Annotated in this window: 21 protein-coding genes; 17 read left to right on the top strand and 4 right to left on the bottom strand. The window is 67.4% G+C overall.

The features are described from left to right. Window positions 1-116 precede the first annotated feature (116 nt). The 3 genes from GWK18_RS03325 (at window position 117) to GWK18_RS03335 (ending at window position 1,434) form a co-directional block, all read left to right on the top strand. Window positions 117-371: a DUF4244 domain-containing protein gene (locus GWK18_RS03325; protein ID WP_123823480.1), complete on the top strand. Its 255-nt coding sequence runs from the start codon at window positions 117-119 to the stop codon at window positions 369-371. Between the two features lie 198 nt (window positions 372-569). Continuing rightward, window positions 570-1,025 (top strand): TadE family type IV pilus minor pilin, encoded by a 456-nt coding sequence (locus tag GWK18_RS03330; protein ID WP_209280895.1) that lies wholly within the window; start codon window positions 570-572, stop codon window positions 1,023-1,025. Next, window positions 1,015-1,434, top strand: a complete 420-nt coding sequence (locus tag GWK18_RS03335; RefSeq protein WP_123823479.1) for an Rv3654c family TadE-like protein — start codon at window positions 1,015-1,017, stop codon at window positions 1,432-1,434. The genes GWK18_RS03330 and GWK18_RS03335 overlap by 11 nt, the downstream gene beginning before the upstream one ends. Here GWK18_RS03335 and GWK18_RS03340 read toward each other — a convergent pair. After that, window positions 1,419-3,761 carry a DEAD/DEAH box helicase gene (locus tag GWK18_RS03340; RefSeq protein ID WP_166833231.1) on the bottom strand — a complete coding sequence of 781 codons (2,343 nt, stop codon included), beginning with the start codon at window positions 3,759-3,761 and terminating at the stop codon, window positions 1,419-1,421. The genes GWK18_RS03335 and GWK18_RS03340 overlap by 16 nt on opposite strands. Window positions 3,762-3,920: 159 nt before the next feature. Between GWK18_RS03340 and GWK18_RS03345 the strand changes: the two genes are divergently transcribed. The 8 genes from GWK18_RS03345 (at window position 3,921) to proC (ending at window position 13,271) form a co-directional block, all read left to right on the top strand. Further along, the gene (locus GWK18_RS03345; RefSeq protein WP_233568570.1) at window positions 3,921-4,376 is read left to right on the top strand and encodes a pyridoxamine 5'-phosphate oxidase family protein; all 456 of its coding nucleotides are present in this window, start codon (window positions 3,921-3,923) and stop codon (window positions 4,374-4,376) included. Window positions 4,377-4,460: 84 nt separating this feature from the next. After that, complete coding sequence (locus GWK18_RS03350; protein ID WP_166833233.1) at window positions 4,461-5,387, top strand: rhodanese-related sulfurtransferase; 927 nt, start codon at window positions 4,461-4,463, stop codon at window positions 5,385-5,387. After that, window positions 5,384-7,012, top strand: coding sequence for a methyltransferase (locus GWK18_RS03355; protein ID WP_166833235.1), 1,629 nt, complete (start codon window positions 5,384-5,386; stop codon window positions 7,010-7,012). Before GWK18_RS03350 ends, GWK18_RS03355 begins: the two co-directional genes overlap by 4 nt. 31 nt (window positions 7,013-7,043) lie before the next feature. After that, window positions 7,044-7,511, top strand: coding sequence for a pyridoxamine 5'-phosphate oxidase family protein (locus GWK18_RS03360; protein WP_123823475.1), 468 nt, complete (start codon window positions 7,044-7,046; stop codon window positions 7,509-7,511). A 231-nt stretch (window positions 7,512-7,742) separates the two neighbouring features. After that, on the top strand, window positions 7,743-10,550 hold the full coding sequence (gene topA, locus GWK18_RS03365; protein WP_166833237.1) for a type I DNA topoisomerase: 2,808 nt from the start codon (window positions 7,743-7,745) through the stop codon (window positions 10,548-10,550). A 10-nt stretch (window positions 10,551-10,560) separates the two neighbouring features. Next, on the top strand, window positions 10,561-11,541 hold the full coding sequence (locus GWK18_RS03370) for a Ppx/GppA family phosphatase (protein ID WP_166833239.1): 981 nt from the start codon (window positions 10,561-10,563) through the stop codon (window positions 11,539-11,541). 1 nt (window position 11,542) lies between these two features. Further along, entirely contained in the window at window positions 11,543-12,358 is an 816-nt protein-coding gene (locus tag GWK18_RS03375; RefSeq protein WP_166833241.1) for a sugar phosphate isomerase/epimerase, read from the top strand. Window positions 12,359-12,425: 67 nt separating this feature from the next. Beyond that, the gene (proC, locus tag GWK18_RS03380; RefSeq protein WP_166833243.1) at window positions 12,426-13,271 is read left to right on the top strand and encodes a pyrroline-5-carboxylate reductase; all 846 of its coding nucleotides are present in this window, start codon (window positions 12,426-12,428) and stop codon (window positions 13,269-13,271) included. Window positions 13,272-13,361: 90 nt separating this feature from the next. Here proC and GWK18_RS03385 read toward each other — a convergent pair whose 3' ends face one another. The 3 genes from GWK18_RS03385 to GWK18_RS03395 all read right to left on the bottom strand — a co-directional run bounded on the left by GWK18_RS03385 (window position 13,362) and on the right by GWK18_RS03395 (window position 16,648). Beyond that, window positions 13,362-14,336 (bottom strand): alpha/beta hydrolase-fold protein, encoded by a 975-nt coding sequence (locus GWK18_RS03385; RefSeq protein ID WP_166833245.1) that lies wholly within the window; start codon window positions 14,334-14,336, stop codon window positions 13,362-13,364. A gap of 265 nt (window positions 14,337-14,601) precedes the next feature. Then, window positions 14,602-15,276, bottom strand: a complete 675-nt coding sequence (locus GWK18_RS03390) for a TrkA family potassium uptake protein (RefSeq protein ID WP_267900131.1) — start codon at window positions 15,274-15,276, stop codon at window positions 14,602-14,604. Continuing rightward, entirely contained in the window at window positions 15,269-16,648 is a 1,380-nt protein-coding gene (locus GWK18_RS03395) for a potassium transporter TrkG (protein ID WP_123823683.1), read from the bottom strand. The genes GWK18_RS03390 and GWK18_RS03395 overlap by 8 nt, the downstream gene beginning before the upstream one ends. 251 nt (window positions 16,649-16,899) lie before the next feature. On the opposite strand from GWK18_RS03395, the gene GWK18_RS03400 reads away from it, so the two are divergent. The 6 genes from GWK18_RS03400 to GWK18_RS03425 all read left to right on the top strand — a co-directional run bounded on the left by GWK18_RS03400 (window position 16,900) and on the right by GWK18_RS03425 (window position 21,872). Beyond that, a complete protein-coding gene (locus GWK18_RS03400) occupies window positions 16,900-18,111 on the top strand; it encodes an acetoin utilization protein AcuC (protein ID WP_348535830.1) in 1,212 nt (403 codons plus the stop codon). 49 nt (window positions 18,112-18,160) lie between these two features. Continuing rightward, window positions 18,161-18,622, top strand: coding sequence for a metalloregulator ArsR/SmtB family transcription factor (locus GWK18_RS03405; protein ID WP_123823468.1), 462 nt, complete (start codon window positions 18,161-18,163; stop codon window positions 18,620-18,622). A 118-nt stretch (window positions 18,623-18,740) separates the two neighbouring features. Then, window positions 18,741-20,087: an NADP-specific glutamate dehydrogenase gene (gene gdhA / locus GWK18_RS03410; RefSeq protein ID WP_123823467.1), complete on the top strand. Its 1,347-nt coding sequence runs from the start codon at window positions 18,741-18,743 to the stop codon at window positions 20,085-20,087. 28 nt (window positions 20,088-20,115) lie between these two features. After that, complete coding sequence (locus GWK18_RS03415) at window positions 20,116-21,075, top strand: FCD domain-containing protein (protein ID WP_123823466.1); 960 nt, start codon at window positions 20,116-20,118, stop codon at window positions 21,073-21,075. Between the two features lie 226 nt (window positions 21,076-21,301). Next, entirely contained in the window at window positions 21,302-21,400 is a 99-nt protein-coding gene (locus GWK18_RS03420; RefSeq protein WP_005504750.1) for an AURKAIP1/COX24 domain-containing protein, read from the top strand. Between the two features lie 139 nt (window positions 21,401-21,539). Then, complete coding sequence (locus GWK18_RS03425) at window positions 21,540-21,872, top strand: glutaredoxin family protein (protein WP_123823465.1); 333 nt, start codon at window positions 21,540-21,542, stop codon at window positions 21,870-21,872.

The raw sequence follows: 21,872 nt of genomic DNA on the forward strand, positions 1-21,872 counted from the left end.
CGTCCGGTGGTGCTGACACACCACCCCTCCCAACCCCGTTGCAGCACCCGCTGCGGCGGACCCCCGCCCCAACCGGGGAGGGGAATCGTAGGAAATCACAAGAAAGAGGAAGACCGATGACTCCCAACCACATCACCGACACCCCGTCCGCAGCCGAGGCCCTGGAAGCCACCGCTCCCATGGAGGGCGAGATCGTCACCCGCGGCACTGAGGTGCTGGCAACCGACCCCGATCTCGGCGCCTCGACCGTGGAGTACGCCATCGTGCTCCTCGCCGCGGCCGCGTTCGGCGGGGTCATGGCGGCCGTGATCGCCTCGGACACCGTCAGCGAGCTGCTCATGGCCATCATCAACAAGGCCTTGGGCATCTGAACCCTGGGGCCGCCGTCGTGGACGGCGGCCCCAGGACTTCCCTGCTTTCCCGCTTCCCGGACGGTCGCTTCTGTTCTCAACCCGGCGACGGCGGATCAAGACCGGCCACGCCCCTCGGGACCGAGCACGGAGCCGACCCCGCCCACGACTCTCGCGGAACCGATCGGTCACCCGCGGACCCACCCAGAAAGGCCCACCATGTTCGCGCACATCATCAATCGCCTGCACGGCTCGCTGAGTGATCCGCGCCACCGCGCTCGATCCCAGTCCTCCCACTCGAAGGACCACCCGAAGGACCACTCGAAAGACCGCGGTGCGGTGACCGCGGAGACGGCCATCGTGTTCCCGGCGATCGTCCTCACGCTCGCGGTCGTCCTCGCAGGCGGCGCGGCGGCGACCATCCAGGTGCGGTGTGAGGAGGCAGCGGGCGCGGCGGCACGCGTCGTCGCCCGCGGGGAAAGTGAAGCCACGGCCGTCCACGAGGCTCGCTCGATCGCGGGAGACTCTGCCGAGGTCTCGGTCGAGATCCGGGACGGCCGGGCGGAAGCCGAAGTGATCGTCCCCGCTCCCGGGATCCTCGCGGACTGGGGCGGTCTGGAACTGTCCGCCACCGCGGCCACCATCACCGAGGGGGTGGTCCTCGATGAACAATGACGTCGACCACCCTGTGCCCCCGGACCACCAGGACCATGGTGCAGGAACGGTCTTCGGACTCATCATCGTTCTGGTGGCCATTTTCCTGTTGGGCGGCGTCCTGCTGGTCGGTCAGGCCGGGGTGCTCAAACACCGGGCGGGTAACGCCGCCGACCTGGCGGCACTGGCCGCGGCCGACACCGCCAGGGGGCTGGTTCCCGGAGACCCGTGCGACGCCGCTCGACGGGTGGCCGAGGAGAACGGGGCAGAGCTGCTCGAGTGTTCCCTGGTGGAGCCCGACCTCACGACGGTGGACGTGACCGTGGGCATCGACCTGCCCGGTGTCCTGTCCCCGCTCGGGCAGGCGAAGAACGTCAGCAGGGCCGGACCACCCGAGGACAGCCCCTTCGCGGCTCAGGCGGGTGCATGATCCAGAAAAGCCTTCAACAACGCGATGGCTCCGGCCTTGTCCAACGGGTCGTTCCGGTTGCCGCACTTGGGTGACTGCACGCAGGAGGGGCATCCGGATTCGCACTCGCAGGACTCGATCGCGTCCTTGGTGGCGCTCAACCAGGTGCGGGCGAGTTCGTACCCCCGCTCTGCGAATCCGGCGCCTCCCGGGTGGCCGTCGTGCACGAAGATCGTGGGCAGCTCGGTGTCAGCGTGCAGTGCGGTCGACAGGCCCCCCACGTCCCACCGGTCGCAGGTGGCCAGCAACGGCAACAAACCGATCATGGCGTGTTCGGCGGCGTGCAGAGCTCCGGGGAGGTCGGGTTCTTCGATTCCGGCGGCCGCCAGAACCGGTGCGGGGGCGGTGAACCAGACGGAGGTGGTGAACAGATCCGTGGGCGGGAGGTCCAACGGCTCCTCGCCGATGATCTCGTTGCCCGGAACAGCCTTGCGTTGGTAGGACACCACCTGCGAGGTCACCTGGGTCGAGCCCGTGTGCACGGTCACCGGTCCCCAGACCTCCCGTCGCCGCTCTTCCAGGACCTTCACGGAGGTGACGTCCCGCGCCGTCGTGTAGTAGTCCGGGTGCGCCCTGGTCACCGCCACCACGTGGTGTTCCAGGTCGAGTTCGTCCACCACGTAGGACCGGCCTTGGTGCACGTACACCGCACCCGGGTGGGTCTGCTGATGGGCCTGACCCGTACCGATGGAACCCAGGACCTGGCCGGTGTCGGTTTCGATGATCTGCAGCGGTCCGCCACCTTCGGCGCGGATCGAGATCATCGACGCGGGGTCCTCGGCGCGGGTCCAGAACACCCCGGTCGGGCGCCGTCGTAGCTGACCGGCCCGCACCAGGGATTCCACGATGTCCGCAGCGGTGGGGCCGAAGACCTCCATGTCCTCGGGAGACAGCGGCTGCTCGGCCGCCGCCGCGCACAGGTGGGGTGCCAGGACGTAGGGGTTGGAGGGGTCGAACACCGTGGCTTCGACGTCGATGTCGAAAATCGCCTCGTGATGGTTCACCAGATACGTGTCCAACGGGTCCTCCCGGGCGATGAAGGCCGCCAGCGCCTGCTGCCCGGCACGGCCCGCACGCCCGATCTGTTGGAAGAACGACGCACGAGTTCCCGGCCAACCGGCCACCAGCACCGCATCGAGCCCCGCGACGTCGATCCCCAGCTCCAAGGCGGAGGTCGATGCCAGGCCCAGGAGCCGGCCATCGCCCAGTTGTGCCTCCAACTCGCGGCGTTCCTCCGGGAGGTAACCGGCGCGGTAGGCGGCCACCCGGTGGGACAGGCCCGGCTCCACCTCGTCCAGCTGACGGTGCGCCATCTGCGCGACCGTTTCCGCCCCACGCCGGGACCCGACGAACGCCAGGGTCCGGACCTGCTTGAGCACCAGGTCGGTGAGCATGTCGGCGGCTTCGGACATGGCGCTGCGCCTGGTCGGGGCACCGTGTTCCCCCTCGGCCCCGGACTGCTCCGGCTCCCACAGCACAACCGTCACGGGGCCGTGCGGGGAGTGGTCCCGGGTCACCTCTTCCACCGCCCCTGCATCCACACCGATCAACCGCGCAAAGGACTGCCGGGGTCCGGAAGAGGTGGCCGAGGCGCCGATGAACACCGGATTGGCCCCGTACAGTGCGGCCACGCGCCGCAGCCGCCGCAGAACATTGGCCACGTGGGAGCCGAAGACGCCCCGGTACACATGCGATTCGTCCACGACGACGTAGCGCAGCCTCCGCAGGAACCGGCTCCACTGGGGATGGTTCGGCAACACACCTGCGTGGAGCATGTCCGGGTTGCACAGGACCAGGTCGGCGTGGTCCCGGATCCAACGTCGCTGTTCCTGAGGGGTGTCGCCGTCGTAGGAATCCGCGCGGACCATCAGCCCGGAGGACAGCGCCCGCACGGAGGCCAACTGGTCCGCGGCCAACGCCTTGGTGGGGGCCAGGTACAGCGCAGTGGCTTCCTCCGCGTGCTGGAGTACACCGGGGGCGGCCTGCGCCTTCAGCCGACCCGAATGAATCGCGGAGAGCAGCGGTGCCTGGTACGCCATGGACTTCCCGGAGGCGGTCCCTGTGGCGATCACGACGTGCCCCTCGGCGGCGGCCCCCATGGCCTGCGCCTGATGTCGGTACGGTTCGTGGATCCCCAGACCTGCGTAGGCGGCGACGACGTCGGGGTGCACGTTGCTGGGCCACGGCGCCGTCACGGCGTCGCGGGCCGGCAGCTCTCGCACGTGGCGGACCTCTTCGGGGGCGTCGCCTCGTCCGAGCAGCGGGAGCAGGGAGTCGTGAACGGGCACCGCCGTATTCTCCCATCCCGCTCCGACCGCATGACCGCCCGACCCGTTGCACCGTCCCGGTACCCGGGCGAGCACGCAAAGACAGCCACGCAAACGCAGGCGTGTAAAGAATCGGGCAACTCTGGTGAGACCGGTCGGACGCAGTGCAAGAATCAAGACATGAGCACCGGAAGTATGATGAACCCTGCGCCGCTACCCGAGGACCAGGACGCACACCAGCAGGAGCGGGCCAGCGAAGCCCTGACCGAGGACCAGTGCTGGGAGTACCTGGAAGCCGCGCGATTCGGTCGGCTGGCCACGATGGACGACGAGGACATCGAGATCACGCCCATCAACTTCGTGGCGGACGGGCGCAAGCTCTACTTCCGGACGGCACGCGGGGCCAAGCTCTTCCGCCTGACACTGACGGGCAAGGTGGCCCTCGAAATCGACCGGGTCGCCGGTGACAGCGCCTGGTCGGTCCTGGCCCGCGGTTCCGCGCGACAGCTGACGGACAACGAGGAGTTGGAGCACGCCCGCTCCCTGGACCTCAAGCCCTGGCTGGACACCGAGAAGATCGAGTTCGTCGAGATCGTGCCCACACGCGTGACCGGCCGCAGTTTCCGCCTCGGCTGAGAGCCTCAGACCTCCCGGGGAGCGGCCAAGTCAGCAGCCGCGGGGCCGTCGAGGCGCGCGGTCGCAAGGCATACCCTTGACCCCGTGTCAGTGAACCGCATTCTGCTCTACTACAGCTTGACCCCGCTTCCCGATCCGCAGGCCGTGGCACTGTGGCAGCGCGAACTGTGCGAACGCCTTGAACTGCGGGGCCGCATCCTGGTCTCGCCCGACGGACTGAACGGCACCGTGGGCGGGGAGGTCAACGCCCTCAAGCAGTACGCCAAGATCACGCGCTCCTACCCGGGGTTCAAGGGCATGGAACTCAAGTGGTCCGACGGCAGCGCGGCCGATTTCCCGCGCCTGTCCGTCAAGGTGCGGGACGAGTTGGTGGCCTTCGGCGCCCCCGGTGAGGTCAAGGTCGGGCCCGACGGCGTGATCGACGGTGGCGTCCACATCAGCCCGGACGAACTCGATCACTTGGCCGCAGAACGGGAGGACCTGGTCTTCTTCGACGGGCGCAACGCCTGGGAGTCCCGCATCGGGAAGTTCAAGGGCGCCGTCGTTCCCGACGTCGAAACCACCCACGACTTCGTCCGCGAACTCGAATCCGGCCGGTACGACGACCTCAAGGACAAGCCCGTGGTCACGTACTGCACGGGCGGCATCCGGTGCGAATTCCTGTCCGCGCTCATGCTCAGCCGCGGTTTCCAGGAGGTCTACCAACTCGACGGCGGCATCGTTCGCTACGGGGAGGCCAGGCAGGACTCGGGACTCTGGGAAGGGTCACTGGCCGTGTTCGACGCCCGCGGTGCCATCGACTTCTCACCCGAGGCCGCCGTGATCGGCACGTGCGACGTCTGCGGTTCCCCCGCCCGAACCTTCGTCAACTGCTCGGACGTGACCTGCCACAGACGCTTCCTGGCCTGTGCGGACCACGTTCAGGTCCACGACGACGACGGCCTGACCTGCCCGCAAGGCTGCGGCCCGGCGCAGCACGCCCCCGTCCCTGACCAAGAGGCCGCCCGATGATCGACGCCCCGCGTTCCGAGGACCTCGCGGCGGTGGCCCGCCTGCGTTCCGCGCTGACGGCCGCCTCCTTCACCGCGGCGGGGCTCCGGGAGTACCTGGGGGAGCCAGCCGTCCAGGCGTTGAGCCGCGATCAGGCCACGCCCGCCCTGCTGGCCTTGGAGGCCCACCGGCGGGCGGGCACGGAAGCTCCCGTGGGGCGCCTGATCAGCCTGTTCGTGTTGGCCCGTCCCGTGGTCGAGGCCGACCTCGGAGCCGCGCTGGAGGGTGCATCCGTTCAGGACCTGGTGGACCTCGGGCTCGTCGAACGGAACCAGGTCGGGACGGTTCGCAGCCTGGTCGACCTGGACCTGCATTCGGCGGACAACGGGCTGGAACTGTGGGTCACCGCCGATCTGACCTCCTTCCAACGGCCGGGTCCGTTGCGGCACGACTACGTCCTGGGAATCGGGGGCGCCTCCCTCACCCTGGCGCAGATCACCGAGCGCCGCCCCGTGGATCGCGCCCTGGACATCGGAACGGGGTGCGGCGTGCAGGTCTTCCACCTGCTGTCCCACGCCGAGCACGTGGTGGCCACGGACCTCTCCGAACGAGCCCTGGCCTTCACCCGATTCAACCTGGTCCTCAACGCACCGACCCTCGGTCTGGACCCCGAGGACCTGGGGCAGAGGGTGGACCTGCGTCACGGGTCCCTCCTGGACCCGGTCAAGGGGGAGCAGTTCGACCTGGTGGTCACCAACCCGCCGTTCGTCATCACGCCCAGAACGGCAGGTGAGGCCGACTCCGATCGCTACACCTACCGCGACGGTGGCCGCCCGGGAGACCGGTTGGTGGCGGAACTGATCGGGTCGCTGCACACCGTCATGGCCCCGGGCGCGACCGTACACCTGCTGGCCAACTGGGAAATCACGGCGTCGGACCCCGCCCGGGACTGGGACCGGAACGTGCGGTCCTGGGTACCCGAGGACCTCGACGCCTGGGTGATCCAGCGGGAGATCCAATCTCCCCAGGAGTACGCCGAGACCTGGTTGCGGGACGCCTCCGAACACCTGGACAGTGAGGCCTACGAAGCCTCCTACTCCGACTACCTGCGGGACTTCGACTCCCGTGCGGTGCAAGGTGTCGGCTTCGGCTACGTGCGCCTGGAACGGCCGGACGACGCGCGGCCGGACGGCGAGCGGGAGCGTCGTCGTCGCTTCGAGAGCCTGACCCACCCCGTGCAGCAGCCCGTGGCGGAAGTCCTGGCCGCCACGAACCAGCGCCAGGACCTCCTGGACCGGTTGGGCGACCGGTGGACCGATCTGCACCTGGTGGTACCGGAGCACGTCACGGAGGAACGGCACCTGCGTCCGGGGGCCGAGGACCCGTCGGTGATTCTGTTGCGGCAGGGCGCGGGCCTTCAGCGAACGGACGTTCTCACCTCGGCCACTGCCGGCCTGGTCGGTGCCTGCGACGGTGAGCTGTCCGTCGCCCAGATCGTGACCGCCCTGGGCGCCCTGCTGGAGTGGGAACAACCGGCCCCGGAATCCCCGGAGGGGCAGGCCGTTCTGGAGGAGACGCGGCACCTGCTGATCGACGGATTCCTGGTGCCCGAAGCAACATCCTCCGCGGGTGGCCTCCAGGGCTGACCCCGGAGCCGCGGGGTGGAAGAATAGGGGCATGAGCACCGAGAACCGATACCGCGAACTGTCCCGTGACGAAGCTTGGGAACTGCTGGATTCGGAGCCGTTCGGTCGGCTGGCCGTCGTGGTCTCCGGGGTGGTCGACATCTTCCCCGTGAACTTCGTGGTCCACCAGCGCAAGCTGTGGTTCCGCACCGCGCAGGGCTCCAAGCTGGCCTCCCTGGTGGTCAACAACAACGTGGCCTTCGAAGCCGACCGCAAGGTGCGTCTGGATGCCGAGCACCTGGAGGTCTCCTCCGTGGTGGTTCACGGCCGTGCCCGCCGGATCGAGGACGGCCCGGAGTTCGAGATGGCTGAGGAACTCAATCTGCGCCCGTGGATCCGGACGTTCAAGCCGTACTTCGTGGTCATCGAACCCGAGCAGGTCTCGGGCCGCGCCTTCCCGATCTCGGCGAACGAAGCCACCGGTGAGGTCACGCCCGGCGACGACGAGGACGAGGACTGACCCTCCCGTCGCGCACTTCACTCGGGGCCCGCCGTCAACGTGACGGCGGGCCCCGAGTGTGTGCGCCGTCGCCGTCACAGTGCGCGGAGGATCGGACGTTGCGCCCCAGTCCTGCCGTTAGGGTAGGGGAGCGGAGCTTCCGGGCGGTACATTGCCGTCCAGCTACCGCGACCGATCCCGCCGACGGCAACTGAACGACCGCCGTCGGGGGTGCTGCGCTGAGGAGAGACTGTGGCCAACAAGAACACGGGAACAGGCAAGAGCCTGCTCATCGTGGAGTCCCCGTCGAAGGTGAAGACCATCGCCGGGTACCTGGGTGATGCCTACGAGGTGGATTCCTCCATGGGGCACATCCGCGACCTTCCGCAGCCGTCCGAGCTGCCCACGGAGATGAAAAAGGGCCCGTACGGCAAGTTCGCGGTGGACGTGGACTCCGGCTTCGAGCCCTACTACGTGGTCAACACGGACAAGAAGAAGAAGGTCACGGAGCTCAAGCGCAAGCTCAAGGAATGCGACGCCCTCTACCTGGCCACGGATGGTGACCGTGAGGGCGAAGCGATCGCGTGGCACCTGTACGAGGTGCTCAAGCCCAAGGTGCCGGTCTACCGCATCACCTTCCCCGAGATCACCCGGGAAGCCATCGAGCGCTCCTTCGGGGAAGCCCGTGACCTGGACATCGACCTGGTCGACGCCCAGGAGACCCGCCGTGTCCTGGACCGGCTCTACGGTTACGAGATCTCACCCGTGCTCTGGCGCAAGGTCTCCTCCGGTCTCTCGGCCGGTCGCGTGCAGTCCGTGGCCACCCGCATGGTGGTTCAGCGCGAACGCGAACGCATGGCCTTCGTCGCCGCGGACTACTGGGACCTCAACGGCCAGTTCACCTGCACCACCGGTCCGGACGCCGGGTCGAGCTTCGGGGCCCGCCTGGTTTCCGTGGACGGCCGCAAGGTGGCCGGCGGCAAGGACTTCAACGACGACGGCGCCCTGAAGAAGCCCGGCTCAGTGGTGCACCTGGACGAGGCCGACGTCACCTCCTTGGCCGAGGGACTGGCCGAAGCCCAGTTCACCGTGGTCTCCCAGGAGACCAAGCCGTACGTCTCCCGGCCCAAGGCCCCCTTCACGACCTCCACGCTGCAGCAGGACGCCGCGCGGAAGCTGCACTTCAGCTCCCGTTCGACCATGCAGGTGGCCCAGCGCCTGTACGAGAACGGTTACATCACCTACATGCGTACGGACTCCGTGGCCCTGTCCACGCAGGCCGTCAACGCCGCGCGTCGTCAGGCACAGGAACTGTGGGGCGGGGACTACGTTCCGGATTCCCCGCGTCGGTACGCCTCCAAGTCCAAGAACGCCCAGGAGGCGCACGAGGCCATCCGCCCCGCCGGGGACCACTTCCGCACCCCCGACCAGGTGCGCTCGCAGTTGTCGGCGGACGAGTTCAAGCTCTACGAACTGATCTGGCAGCGCACCGTGGCCTCCCAGATGGCCGATGCCAAGGGCTTCACCGCGACCGTGCGCCTGGGCGCCACCGCCACTGACGGGCGGGTCGCCGAGTTCAGCGCCTCGGGAACCGTGATCACCTTCCCCGGCTTCCTCTCCGCCTACCAGGAGGCCAAGGACTCTGCCCGGGACACCGGCACGGACAAGGACGACGCGAAGTCCGGCGACAAGCGTCTCCCGCAGATGGAGGAGGGCGACGCACTGGAGGCCGCGGAGGTCACCGCCGACGGTCACTCGACGCGTCCCCCCGCCCGCTACACGGAGGCCTCCCTGGTGGCGGCCATGGACGAAATGGGCATCGGCCGTCCCTCGACCTACGCGGCCGTGATCTCCACGATCGTGGACCGCGGTTACGTCAAGGTGCGCGGCACCGCGTTGATCCCGTCCTGGACGGCGTTCTCCGTGGTGCGTCTGCTGGAACAACACTTCTCCGACTACGTCGACTACGACTTCACCGCGGAGATGGAGGAAGGCCTGGACCGGATCGCCCGCGGCGAGGAGGACCGGCAGGAATGGTTGCAGCGGTTCTACTTCGGTGAGGACGGCGCGGACAACGGCCTCAAGCCCATCGTGGACGACCTGGGCGACATCGACGCACGGGCGCTGAACTCCATCCGCCTCACGGAGGACGTGACGCTGCGTGTGGGCAAGTACGGTCCCTACCTGGAAACCGGTGGATCGGTGGACCCGGACACCGGCGAGGTCACGGACCCCGTGCGGGCCAACGTCCCGGATTTCCTGGCCCCGGACGAACTCACGCCGGAGAAGGTCACCGAACTCATGGAGATCGGCCGGGCCGACGGCCGTGAACTCGGAACCGACCCGGACACCGGCCGGAGCATCGTGGTCAAGGACGGCCGGTACGGTCCCTACGTCTCGGAGGTGATCCCGGAGCCCACCCAGGAGGAGCTCGACGCGATCCCCACCGAGTACTACAAGAACGGCAATCCCAAGCCGAAGAAGATCGAGAAACCCAAGCCGCGTACGGCGTCGTTGTTCCAGTCCATGGACATGCAGGAACTCACGCTCCAGGACGCGCTCAAGCTGCTCTCCTTGCCGCGCGAAGTGGGCACGGACAAGGACGGCGAGGTCATCACCGCCCAGAACGGGCGGTACGGCCCCTACCTGAAGAAGGGCTCGGACTCCCGCTCGCTGCAGAGCGAGGACCAGATCTTCGGGATCACGCTCGAAGAGGCTCAGCGGATCTACGCCCTGCCCAAGCAACGTGGTCGCGGCGCCACCAAGCCTCCGCTCAAGGACCTGGGTACGGACCCGATCACCGAGCGCCCCATGATCATCAAGGAAGGCCGGTTCGGCGAGTACATCACGGACGGCGAGACCAACGTGACCGTGCCGCGCTCGGAGACCGTGGAGCAGATGACCCCGGAACGGGCCAGCCAGCTCCTGTCCGAGAAGCGGGCGAAGGGCCCGGCGCCCAAGAAGAGCGGGGCTCGGTCCACGACGCGGAAGAAGTCCACGGCCTCCTCCCGCTCCGGTACGGGCGCGCGCAAGCGCAGCACCGCCGGGTCCAAGGCGTAAGGTCACAGGTATGCGGCTGGGGGTCCTGGACGTCGGGTCCAACACGGTGCATCTCTTGTTGCTCGACGTGTATCCGGGCGCCCAACCCGTGCCCTACGCCTCGCACAAGACCGATCTGCGCCTGGTCCAGTACCTGGACGCGGCCGGGAACATCAGCGAACGGGGCCGGGACGTCCTGACGGACTTCGTGACCGAGGCCCGCGACTTCGCCGCGGACAACGACGCCGACGACCTCCTTGCCTTTGCCACCTCGGCCATCCGGGAGGCGGGCAACGGGGATGCGGTTCTCGAGCACGTCAAGTCCCGTTCCGGGGTGAACCTCATCGAGATCTCCGGAGACCAGGAAGCCGCGGTCACCTTCTCGGCGGTCCGCCGCTGGTTCGGGTGGAGTGCCGGCCGGATCCTGGACCTAGACATCGGCGGTGGTTCCTTCGAAATGGCCATCGGCGACAACGGACTGCCCACCGCGGCGGTCTCCGTCCCCTTGGGGGCGGCCCGGTTGACCCGTCGGTTCATCCACGGCCAGGCCGCACTGCCCTCCGAGACCAAACGTCTGCGCCAGCACGTCAACCGGTTGCTCACCCCCGCGGTGGAGACCGTCAAGGCCGTCGGCGAACCAAACCTGACCGTGGGCACCTCCAAGTCCTTCCGGTCCCTGGCCCGGATCTGTGGGGCCGCGCCCAAGGACCAGGGCCCGTACGTTCCGCGCCCCATGCACCTGGAGGACCTGCGCCTGTGGACCCGGCGGATGGAGGCCATGACGGCCGACGAACGCGCCGAGTTGCCCGGCGTCTCCGAGAGCCGGGCAGCACAGATGCTGGCCGCGGGCGTTGTGGCCGAGACCGCGATGACCATGCTGGGCGTGGACACCGTGCAGATCTGTCCCTGGGCCCTGCGTGAAGGTGTGATCCTGCGCCGTCTGGACCGCCTCAACGTGGACCCGGAAGCCGCCCGGAACCGACCGGCGGACATCGTGGGAAGGAATGCCTGAGATGCCCGAATCCGACGGGGGCGCGCCACGTCAGCACGTGGCGCTCTCCACCAGCTGCCTGTTCCTGGCCGATCCACCCGAAACCTTCCGGGTGGCCTCCGAGCTGGGCTACGACTCGGTCGAGGTGCTGGTCACCCATCAGCGCATGACCCAGTTGACCCACGAACTGTTGGACGCCTCCCAGCAGTACCAGGTGCCGATCTCGGCGATCCACGCCCCCACGTTGTTCTTCACGCAGCAGGTGTGGGGTCGGCCCTGGACCAAGATCCAGATGGCCGCCAAGATGGTCGAGCAGACCGGGGCCGAGGTCGTCGTCGCGCACCCGCCTTTTGCCTGGCAACCCAAGTACGGGAAGTCCTTCGTGGAGGGGGTCCGGGCGCTCTCCGAGATGACCGGCGTGAAGATCGCCGTGGAGAACATGTACCCGTGGCGCCTGGCTGGCAAGGAACTGCAGATGTACCGCCCGCACTGGGACCCCCGGAAGTTCGACTACGACTGGGTCACGTGGGACTTCTCGCATGCCTCGATCGCCCAGGTCAACTCCTTGGAAGCCATCCGGGAACTGCGACCGCGGCTGGGCCACATCCACTTGACCGACGGCAACGACGGCGGAACCTCCGACGAACACTTGCTCCCCGGCCACGGGCAGCAACCCGTGGCCGAGTCCCTGAACTTTCTGGCCGATCACGGGTGGGACGGGGTGATCGGGGTGGAGGTCAACACGCGTTCGGCCAAGGACGAGGATGAACGCGCGTCCATGCTTGCCGAGTCTCTCGCGTTCGCCCGCGGGCATTTCCGCCCCGGGCTCGGTGCCTGATACCAAGGAAGGCACACGCTGAACCGAGCGTGAGATCTGTACGACGTCGTTCATGAGAGGAATCCCCATGCCCCAGAACACCGCCCCCGTGATCGCCTTCCTGGGGACCGGGTCCATGAACGGGTCCATCCTGCGCGGAGTCCTGGCCTCGGGTGTGCCTGCCGACCGGGTACGGGCCACCACACGGTCGGCGGACTCGGCCCGCCGCCTGGCCGAGGAAACGGGCGTTCAGGTCCTGTCATCGGAAGCTGACGCCGACGCCAACGCTCGGGCCGTCGACGGTGCCGATCTGGTCCTGTTGGGAGTCAAGCCGTACGCGATCCTCGAGCTGTGCGACGAGATCCGGGAAGCGCTGGATCCGCAGACCGTCGTGGTCTCCGTGGCCGCGGGGATCACCCTGGACGCCATGGCCGAGCACCTTGCGGACGGGCAGCCGACCGTGCGCAGCATGCCGAACACGCCGTCGTCGGTGGGGCGCGGTGTCGTGTCCGTGACCGGTGGTCACCACACCACCCCTGAGCAACTGGCGATCGTTCGGGAGGTGCTCGCGCAGGTGGGGACAGTGGTCGAGGTGCCGGAGAACCAGGTGCGCGCCGTCACGGGCGTTTCCGGGTCCGGACCCGCCTACGTCTTCCTGCTTGCGGAAATGATGCAGAAGGCAGGGGAGAAGCTGGGACTGGATCCGGAGGTCGCGCGCGTGCTGGCCAAGGAGACCGTGAGCGGTGCCGGTGTGCTGCTCTCTCCGGACGACGCCGACGCCGAGGCCTTGCGCAAGGCCGTGACCAGCCCCAACGGAACCACGGAGCGGGCGATCAACACGTTCCTGGACGGGGGAGTGGAGCAACTGGTGGCCGACGCCGCGGCCGCCTCCGCAAACCGCGGCGACCAGATGGAAGAGGAGTTCTGCGGCTGACCCGCTTGTGTCTTCGCGCCGAGACCTCCGTGAGAGCCCATCTTCACCAGGATTCAGGGCTTTGACGGAGGTCTCGGCGCCCCGGAACGCTCATTCTGGGTCGAACTGCGCCTGCAGGTCGGATGCCCAGTCTTTGAGCGCCATGGACCAGCAGGTCCACTCGTGCCCCTCGCCGCAGGTTCCCGCGGGAGTCTCGGCCCCGGCGTCGTTGAGGTCGCCGTAGGTCGTCACGGTGACCTCCGCCCCCGAGTCCTCGGCCGCGCGGGCGAAGGTCTCCGAGGTGCTGGCCAACCGGGACTCGAAGTCGTCGGCCGATCCCGTGTAGACCCGCACCGGCGTCCCTCTCAAGGCTTCCGTGTGTTTGGACGGGTCGTTGGCCGCCCAGTCCGCCTGGGTGGTGCGCTCGCCGTTGCCGAAAAGATCGTGCGCCGAACCGGTCAACCCGTAGACCTCACCCAAGACCAACTCCCGGTCTGCTTGGGCGTCGAAGGACAGCAGGCCGGAGAACGAGGCGGCAGATCCGAAGAGATCCGGACGTTGCTCGGCATAGGTCATGGCGCCGAATCCGCCCGCCGACGCCCCGGCGATCGCGCGGGACTGCGGGTCGTCGATCGTGGGGAAGGTCGAATCGACCCAGGGGACCACCTGCTCCAGGTGGAAAGATCGCCAGGCGCGCGCGGAATCGCCCGGGACGGTCCAGTCCGAGTACCAGCCGTACGAGCCGTCGTCCACGGCCACCACGATGGCGTCCAGGTCGGCCGTGGCGTCCTCCACGGCTGCCTTGTCCACCCACTTTGCAGGGGTCTCGCCTTCTGCGGTGCCGGCCAGCAAGTACAAGACGGGGTAGTCGCGGGATTCGTCGTAGTCCTCGGGGAGGGTCACCACCACGGAAGGTTGTCCACCGTCGGTTTCCTCTGCCGGGATCAGGTCGGTCTCCACCCGGTAGCGCGTGCTGCGCTCGCCCAGGGATTGCTCCCCGGTGACGGTGAGCTCGCCGATCTCAGGAACCGGCGCCGGATCCATGGCGCTCTCCGCAGCTTCCGGGCTGCGTGCGGCCTCGCTCACCGCGCTGCTCGCGGCACGGTCGTTCACCGCCTCGCGAATCCGACCCCAATTCAGAGCCACCACCGCAAGCGCAAGCACCCCGACCACCGCCGTCGTGACAACCGCCCACCGCCGCCATCTCCGCGCCATGTTCACCACCCCCCGATCCAGAACCCCTGCCCCCAATCTACTGCGCCGAGTTCGGGGTTGTTCCGCCTATTCGCTCAAATAGGCGGAACAACCCCGAACTCGGCGCAAGGGTGAGGGCGAGATGGAGGGCGGAACGCTACGGGCGGGCGGCGAAGCGTTCGATGAGTTGCACGTGCCCGGCCACGATCAACGTGTCCCTGGAGGTCACGGTGGTCTCTGGTGTGGCGTAGCTGAAGTCCTCACCCGGGGTTTTCACACCCACGACGGTCACGCCGTACTTGGCGCGGATGTCCGATTCCGCGAGCGTGAAGCCCTGGGTCTCCCGCGGCGGGTGCATCTTGACGATGGCGAAATCGTCGTCGAACTCCATGTAGTCCAACAGTCGCCCGGATACCAGGTGAGCGGTGCGGCGGCCGGCGTCGGCCTCCGGGAAGATCACGTGATGGGCGCCGATACGCGAGAGGATCTTGCCGTGGGACTTGCTGATCGCCTTGGCCCAGATCCGTTCGATCCCCAGGTCCACGAGATTGGCCGTGATGAGCACGGAGGACTCCACCGAGGTGCCGACGCCCACCACGGCGTGGCGGAACTCCGCGGCACCGAGTTGGCGCAGCGCCTCGATGTCCGTGGCCTCGGCCTGGACGATGTGCGTCATGTGCCCGGCGAGTTGTTGGACCAGGGTGGCATCGCGTTCGACGCCCATGACCTCTCGCCCCTGCGTGACCAACTGCAGGGCAGTGGCCGTCCCGAAGCGACCCATCCCGATGACCAGGACGGGGACGTCGTGGGACTTGTTGTGACGCTCAGCCAATGATGGGCCTCTCTTCCGGGTACTGATACAGCCTCCGCCTGGACCTTAGTGCCAGGGCGGTGGCCACGGTGGTGGTTCCGATACGTCCGACCAGCATGACGACCACGATGACCGACTTGCCGACCTCGCTCAGTTCCCCGGACAGCCCCACGGACAGGCCGCAGGTCGCGTAAGCGGAGATCACCTCGAACAGCGCACGGTCCAGGGAAGCACCGGAAATCGCGACCACGGCGCCGGTGGCGACCAGGACGATCGTCGCACCCATGGCGATGACGGAGATCGCGATCCGCAGCACGTCCTCCGGCACGGAACGGTGGAACGCAATGACATGCCGGTCGCCGCGCGCTTCGGCCAGGATGGCCAGGACGACGACGGCGAGTGTGGTCACCTTGATGCCGCCGCCGGTCGAGGCGGGGGCACCGCCGGCGAACATGAGCGCGTCCGTCATGAGCAGTGTGATCGGCTCGAGTTCGTTCATGTCCACCAGGTTGAATCCGCCGGATCGCATCATGGTCGAGGCGAAGAACCCGTGGAACGTCTTGCTCAGCGGGTTCTCGGCACCCACTGAGGCCGCGTTGTTCCATTCGAAAGCGGACCACAGCACCCATCCGAGCAGCAGGAGGGCGAAGGTGGTGACCACGGTGAGCTTGGTGTTGAGGTTCCAGCGGGAGAACTTGAACCATCCGACCTGACGCAGAACCAGGATCACGGGGAAGCCCAGGGAGCCCAGCAGCACCCCCAGGGTGATGGGGAACAGGATCAACCAGGTGTGGGCCGCGGTGTCGAAGTACGGGACCAACCCGTCCGAGTGCGGTGTGAACCCGCCGTTGTTGAATGCGGAGATGGAGTAGAACACCCCGTGCCACAAGGCGGTGTGCGGGGGTTCGCCCGCCAGCAGGAAGCCCACGGTCAGGATGATGGCCAGGGTGCCTTCGATGACCACTGACGTGATCGCCACGGTGCGCAGCAGCGAGCCGACCTCACCCAGGCGGCCGACGTTGAGGGCCTCCTGGGTGATGAGCTTGGACCGCAGGCCCCGTTGTCGGCCGATGGCCATGGCCAGGATGGAGGTCATGGTCAGAGTGCCCAGGCCGCCGATCTGGATGGCGAAAAGAATGATCACTTGGCCCGCCATCGACCAGTGGTCGGCGGTGGGCACCACGGTGAGACCCGTGACGGTCACGGCGGAGGTTGCCGTGAACAGGGCGTCGATCAGGGTGGTCGACCTGCCGTCCTGGGAGGAGATGGGGGACCACAACAGGAGCGTGAAGACGACGACCACGGCGGCGAAGACCAGGACCGCGAGCCGCGCGGGTGAGGTCTGGGCGACGCGGTCGATCAGGTCACGGGTACCACCCAGGGTGGCGCGCATTCGCGTCCGTTCGGCCGCTGGGACGCGGGCCCCGAGTGTCTGCGGCACGTGATCTCCTGGAGTGTGACATGTGTGGCCGGTACTCAGCCGCCCATGAATGGGTGTGTGAGTTCGGGTGTCAGTATGACGCCATCGAACTCATTACTCGATTCTCTCCATTCGTTTCCCGTTTCGGGACCAAAAGTTCTCGATGCCGAGGCGTCCGTCACGATTCAGCGGCCCGTCACGGTTTGTCAGGTGTCGGTGGTTCAATAAGTTCTGTGACCCAGCCAACAGTAGCCCCGCGCCCCACCCGGCTCTTCTGGAGCCCACAGCTGCTGAACTACGACTTCGGCTCCTACCACCCCATGCATCCGTCGCGTCTGGATGCCACCTGGCGGTTGGTGCAGGAGTACGGGTTGGACAAGCGGGAGTCCGTGACCGTCGAGGTTCCGGAGGTGGCCGCAGACGCCCACCTTGAACTGGCTCACACCCATGACTACGTCCAGGCCGTGCGTGCGATCAGCGCGGATCCCACCGTCTCGCATCCGGAGAGCGGTCTGGGCACGGAGGACACCCCGGGGTATGCGGGAATTCACGAGGCCTCCGCCAGGTTGGCCGGGGGATCGTTCCAAGCCGCCCAGGCGATCCTGGACGGTACGGCTGTCCGTGCCGTGAACTTCGGCGGGGGCATGCACCACGCGTTCGCGGACAAGGCCAGCGGCTTCTGCGTCTACAACGACTGTGCGGTGGCCATCCAGCACCTGCTCGACAACGGGGTCAAGAGGGTGTTGTACCTGGACGTCGACGGTCACCACGGGGACGGCACCCAGTCGATCTTCTACGACAACCCCGACGTCATGACCATCTCGATCCACGAATCGGGCATCACCCTGTTCCCCGGCACCGGGTTCGCCAACGAGATCGGCAGCGGCGAAGCCATGGGAACGGCCGTGAACATCGCCATGCCACCCACCGCCGAGGACGCCCAGTGGCTGCGTGCCTACCACGCGGTGGTTCCGTCCCTGGTGGAGCAGTTCCGCCCGGAGGTGATCGTGTCCCAGCACGGGTGCGATTCCCACCTCTCCGATCCCTTGACCCACCTTCGGGTGAGTATCGACGGGCAGCGCGAAATCATGATGCACGTGGCGCAGATGGCCGACCGGTTCTGTGAAGGACGCTGGATCGCCACGGGCGGGGGCGGTTACGACTGCTACGACGTCGTTCCCCGGTCCTGGTCCCACCTTGTGGCCGTCGCCAGCGGAAAGCCTCTGCCCGTGACCACCCCGATCCCGGCCTCTTGGCGGGACTACGTCAAGGACACCTACGGGGGCAATCCGCGGGAGTACATGGGGGACAAGGTCGATCTCTGGTGGCGCTCGTGGGAGGTCGGATTCGACCCCGACGACGACACGGACCGCGTGATCATGGCCACTCGCAGGGAGGTCTTTCCCCAGTGGGGTCTGGACCCCTGGTACGACTGAGCCCCTGAGTAACGCGTCCCGCGTCGATCCAGTGGCTATTGTCGGTCGAATGATTCAGGACGTCTTCTCGGTTCTTGCCGACCCCACCCGTCGCGCCATCCTGGAAGCCCTGCGGGACGGTGAGCGACCGGTCGGTGATCTGGTGGACCAGGTCGGCGTCTCCCAACCCACGGTGTCCAAGCACCTGCGCATCCTCCGGGAGGCCGCGGTGGTCGAACAACGTGCCGAGGGGCAGAAGAGGTTCTACACCCTGTGTCCTGAAGGCCTCGAACCGGCCCTTCAGTGGCTCTCGACCCTGAGCGGCAAGGCTCCGACGGCCACGACCGGTACGACGACGCCGGACGCGCCGCGCGTCGTCGTCGGGTCCGAAGCCGGGGTGCGAACGGGAGAGGTCGTCGATCCGGTCGCGGCCGAGGTGGAACTCGCCTCCGCCGGCGCACCGGTGCAGACGAAAGCAGAGGCCTCCCGCGGGGGTTTCCTGTCGAACGTCTTCAGACGTCGTCGTCGGTAACCATCTGCTCACGGTGCCCGTGAGGCCTCGGAGTCTGACACACTCGTGTGTTGGACCCGAACCTGCGGTGGCTGCTTGACGCCCCGTGCAGGACACAACCCGATGAGAGGTGCTTGAGGTGGACGAAAAACTGCAGCCCGTGCGCGATGCCGTGGTCATGCGCAACCCCGGTGAAAAGGAGTTCATCCAGGCCGTCGACGAGGTCCTGGAGTCCCTCGGTCCCGTGATCGCCCGCCGCCCCGAGCTGCTGGAAGCCTCCGTGATCGAGCGGATCTGTGAGCCGGAACGGCAGATCATCTTCCGTGTCCCGTGGGTCGACGACCAGGGGAAGGTGCAGATCAACCGTGGTTTCCGGGTCGAGTTCAACTCCGCTTTGGGCCCGTACAAGGGCGGCTTGCGGTTCCACCCGTCCGTGTACCTGGGCATCATCAAGTTCCTGGGCTTCGAACAGATCTTCAAGAACTCCTTGACCGGCATGCCGATCGGCGGCGGCAAGGGTGGTTCGGACTTCAACCCGGCGGGGCGTTCGGACGAGGAGGTCATGCGCTTCTGCCAGTCCTTCATGACCGAGCTCTACCGACACATCGGTGAGTACACCGACGTTCCCGCGGGTGACATCGGCGTGGGTGGCCGGGAGATCGGCTTCTTGTTCGGCCAGTACAAGCGCATCACCAACCGCTACGAATCCGGTGTGCTCACGGGCAAGGGCCTGTCCTGGGGGGGGTCGCTCGTCCGTACGGAAGCCACCGGCTACGGCGCGGTGATGTTCGTCCAGGACATGCTCGCCTCGCGCAATGACGACCTGGACGGCAAGACCGTCTCCGTCTCCGGTTCCGGCAACGTGGCGATCTACGCCACCGAACTGGCCCAGCGGTTCGGGGCGAAGGTCGTCACGGCCTCCGACTCCAGCGGCTACATCCACGACCCCAACGGCATCGACTTGGATCTGCTCAAGCAGGTCAAGGACGTCGAACGCGCCCGCATCAGCGAATACGCCCAGCGTCGCGGGGACTCCGTCAAGTTCATCCCCGTCGGCAAGGGCTCCGTGTGGGACATCAAGGCCGACGTCGCGCTCCCGTGCGCCACCCAGAACGAACTGCACGGCAAGGACGCCAAGGCGTTGCTGAGCAACGGCGTGGTGGCCGTGGCCGAGGGCGCCAACATGCCCACCACCGCGGAGGCCACCCGTCTCTTCCAGAGTGCAGATGTGCTCTTCGCCCCGGGCAAGGCCGCCAACGCGGGTGGTGTGGCCACCTCGGCGCTCGAGATGCAGCAGAACGCCTCGCGTGACTCGTGGTCCTTCGACTACACCTACGACCGCCTGCGCGAGATCATGCGTGGAATCCACGACACCTGCGCGGAGAACGCGGAGGAGTACGGACTGCCGGGCAACTACGTTGCGGGAGCGAATATTTCCGGATTCATCAAGGTGGCGGACGCGATGCTCGCTCAAGGCGTCATCTGAGTTCGCGGATACACGTAGGGTAAAGAGCATGGCCACGCATAGACGAGTCCTCCAATGGTTGGAGAACGAACTGTTCGACGGGAACCTGGTACTGGGTCAGCAACTCCCGTCCGACAGGGATCTCGCATCCGTTCTGGGGGTCCATCGCGGCACCATGCGTGAGGCACTCAAGATCCTCGAGGCGCAGGGTGTCTTGCGGCTGTACGAAGGCAGCCGCAAGACCATCCTGCCCATGCTCGTCCGGGAGCCCGCGGCCTCGGCCGGCCCCGCACTGCAGTTGCACATGGCCACGGCGGACTACCCGCTGCGTGACATCGTCCAGACGCGGGTGCTGCTGGAGACCTGGGCGCTGACCAATGCGGACAACCGCTCGCCCGCGATGGGCGAACTGCGGACCCTGCTGCGGGAGATGGGCCGCGATGACATCTCTCTCAAGGAGTTCCACCACCTGTACGTGAGCTTCCACATCGCATTGGTGAAGTCTTCGGACAACACTCTGGTGGCCGCGTTGATGTCGGCGCTGCGCGACTCGATCTACGAGTACACGATGGCCTTGGTGGGCCACGTGCCGCTGTGGTCCAAGACCGTGGACCGGATCCGGGCCGAGCACCAGGCCATCTTCTCCGCCGTGTTGGCTGGGGACAACACGCTGGCCGCTCGGTTGGTCGAGGAACACATCGAGTACCAGTACGTGGAGGCCGGGGTGGACCCGGAGCGTGGTCCGCGCGAAGAGCCCGCGGAGGCGACCGGCCCCATGACCGGCCCGGTGGCCTCGGGCCGCGTGTGGTCCCACGGCAACGACGACGCCGTGCCCGCGACCGCGGAGCACACCCCGGTCAAGGAAGCGGTGGCCATGCAGGTGGCCCGGAATTCCGGGCATTCCGTGGACAGCGCCGATGACCCGGAGGCCGTGGACGGCGACGCATCGGGCGATGACGACGTGCCCGAGAGCTTCGGTCCCGAGGGGCACGAACGCCGCACCGGGTGACGTCGCTTCGAGCGGGTGTGACGGGTGCTGCGAAGCGAGCCATGGCACTCGAATAACGCCACGGGAACCGGAACGGGTAGACTTCCGGGGAACCAATTTTCGGATGCGCACGTGGTGCGCTCCGGTTCCACTCGGTCTTCCACAATCTCCGGTTCCTTCAGGGCCGCGAGTCCGCACGTGACAGTGCATGAGGACCGGGCCGTCGAGACACAAGTGAGGAACGTCTATGGGCTCCGTCATCAAGAAGCGCCGCAAGCGTATGTCCAAGAAGAAGCACCGCAAGCTGCTTCGCAAGACCCGCCACCAGCGCCGCAACAAGAAGTGATCTTGGGCGCGGGCCGATCCGGACCCGCGCACCCCCGGTTGATCCCGGTCAAAGCCGCGGGCGGTGCCTCCTACATGGGAGGCACCGCCCGCGGCTTTGCTGTTCAGGCCGACCGATCCGCTTCACTAGGATTCTCGCCATGACCTCCGCTCCTCAGCCGGCCAGCCCGTCGCCCATCGGTTCCGTCCCCGTTCAGGTCGTCACGACGCCGGGGTGTCACCTGTGCGCGGAGGGCTTGCGGGTCGTGGAGCGCGTGGCCGAACCGTTCGGCATCGACTGGGCGGAACTGCCGCTCGCGGAGGTACCGGAGGGTCCTGAACGTGACCGGTGGTCCGTGGAGGTCCCGGTACTGCTGGTCGACGGCGTGCAGCGGGACTTCTGGCAGATCGACCCGCGCCGCCTGACCCGGTTGCTGCGCGAGCGCACGGGCGGGGAGACCGACATCGCACCCGGGTCATCCGACCGGGGCTGA

This window comes from Kocuria sp. JC486 (genome assembly GCF_011602805.1).
Classification (GTDB): domain Bacteria; phylum Actinomycetota; class Actinomycetes; order Actinomycetales; family Micrococcaceae; genus Kocuria; species Kocuria soli.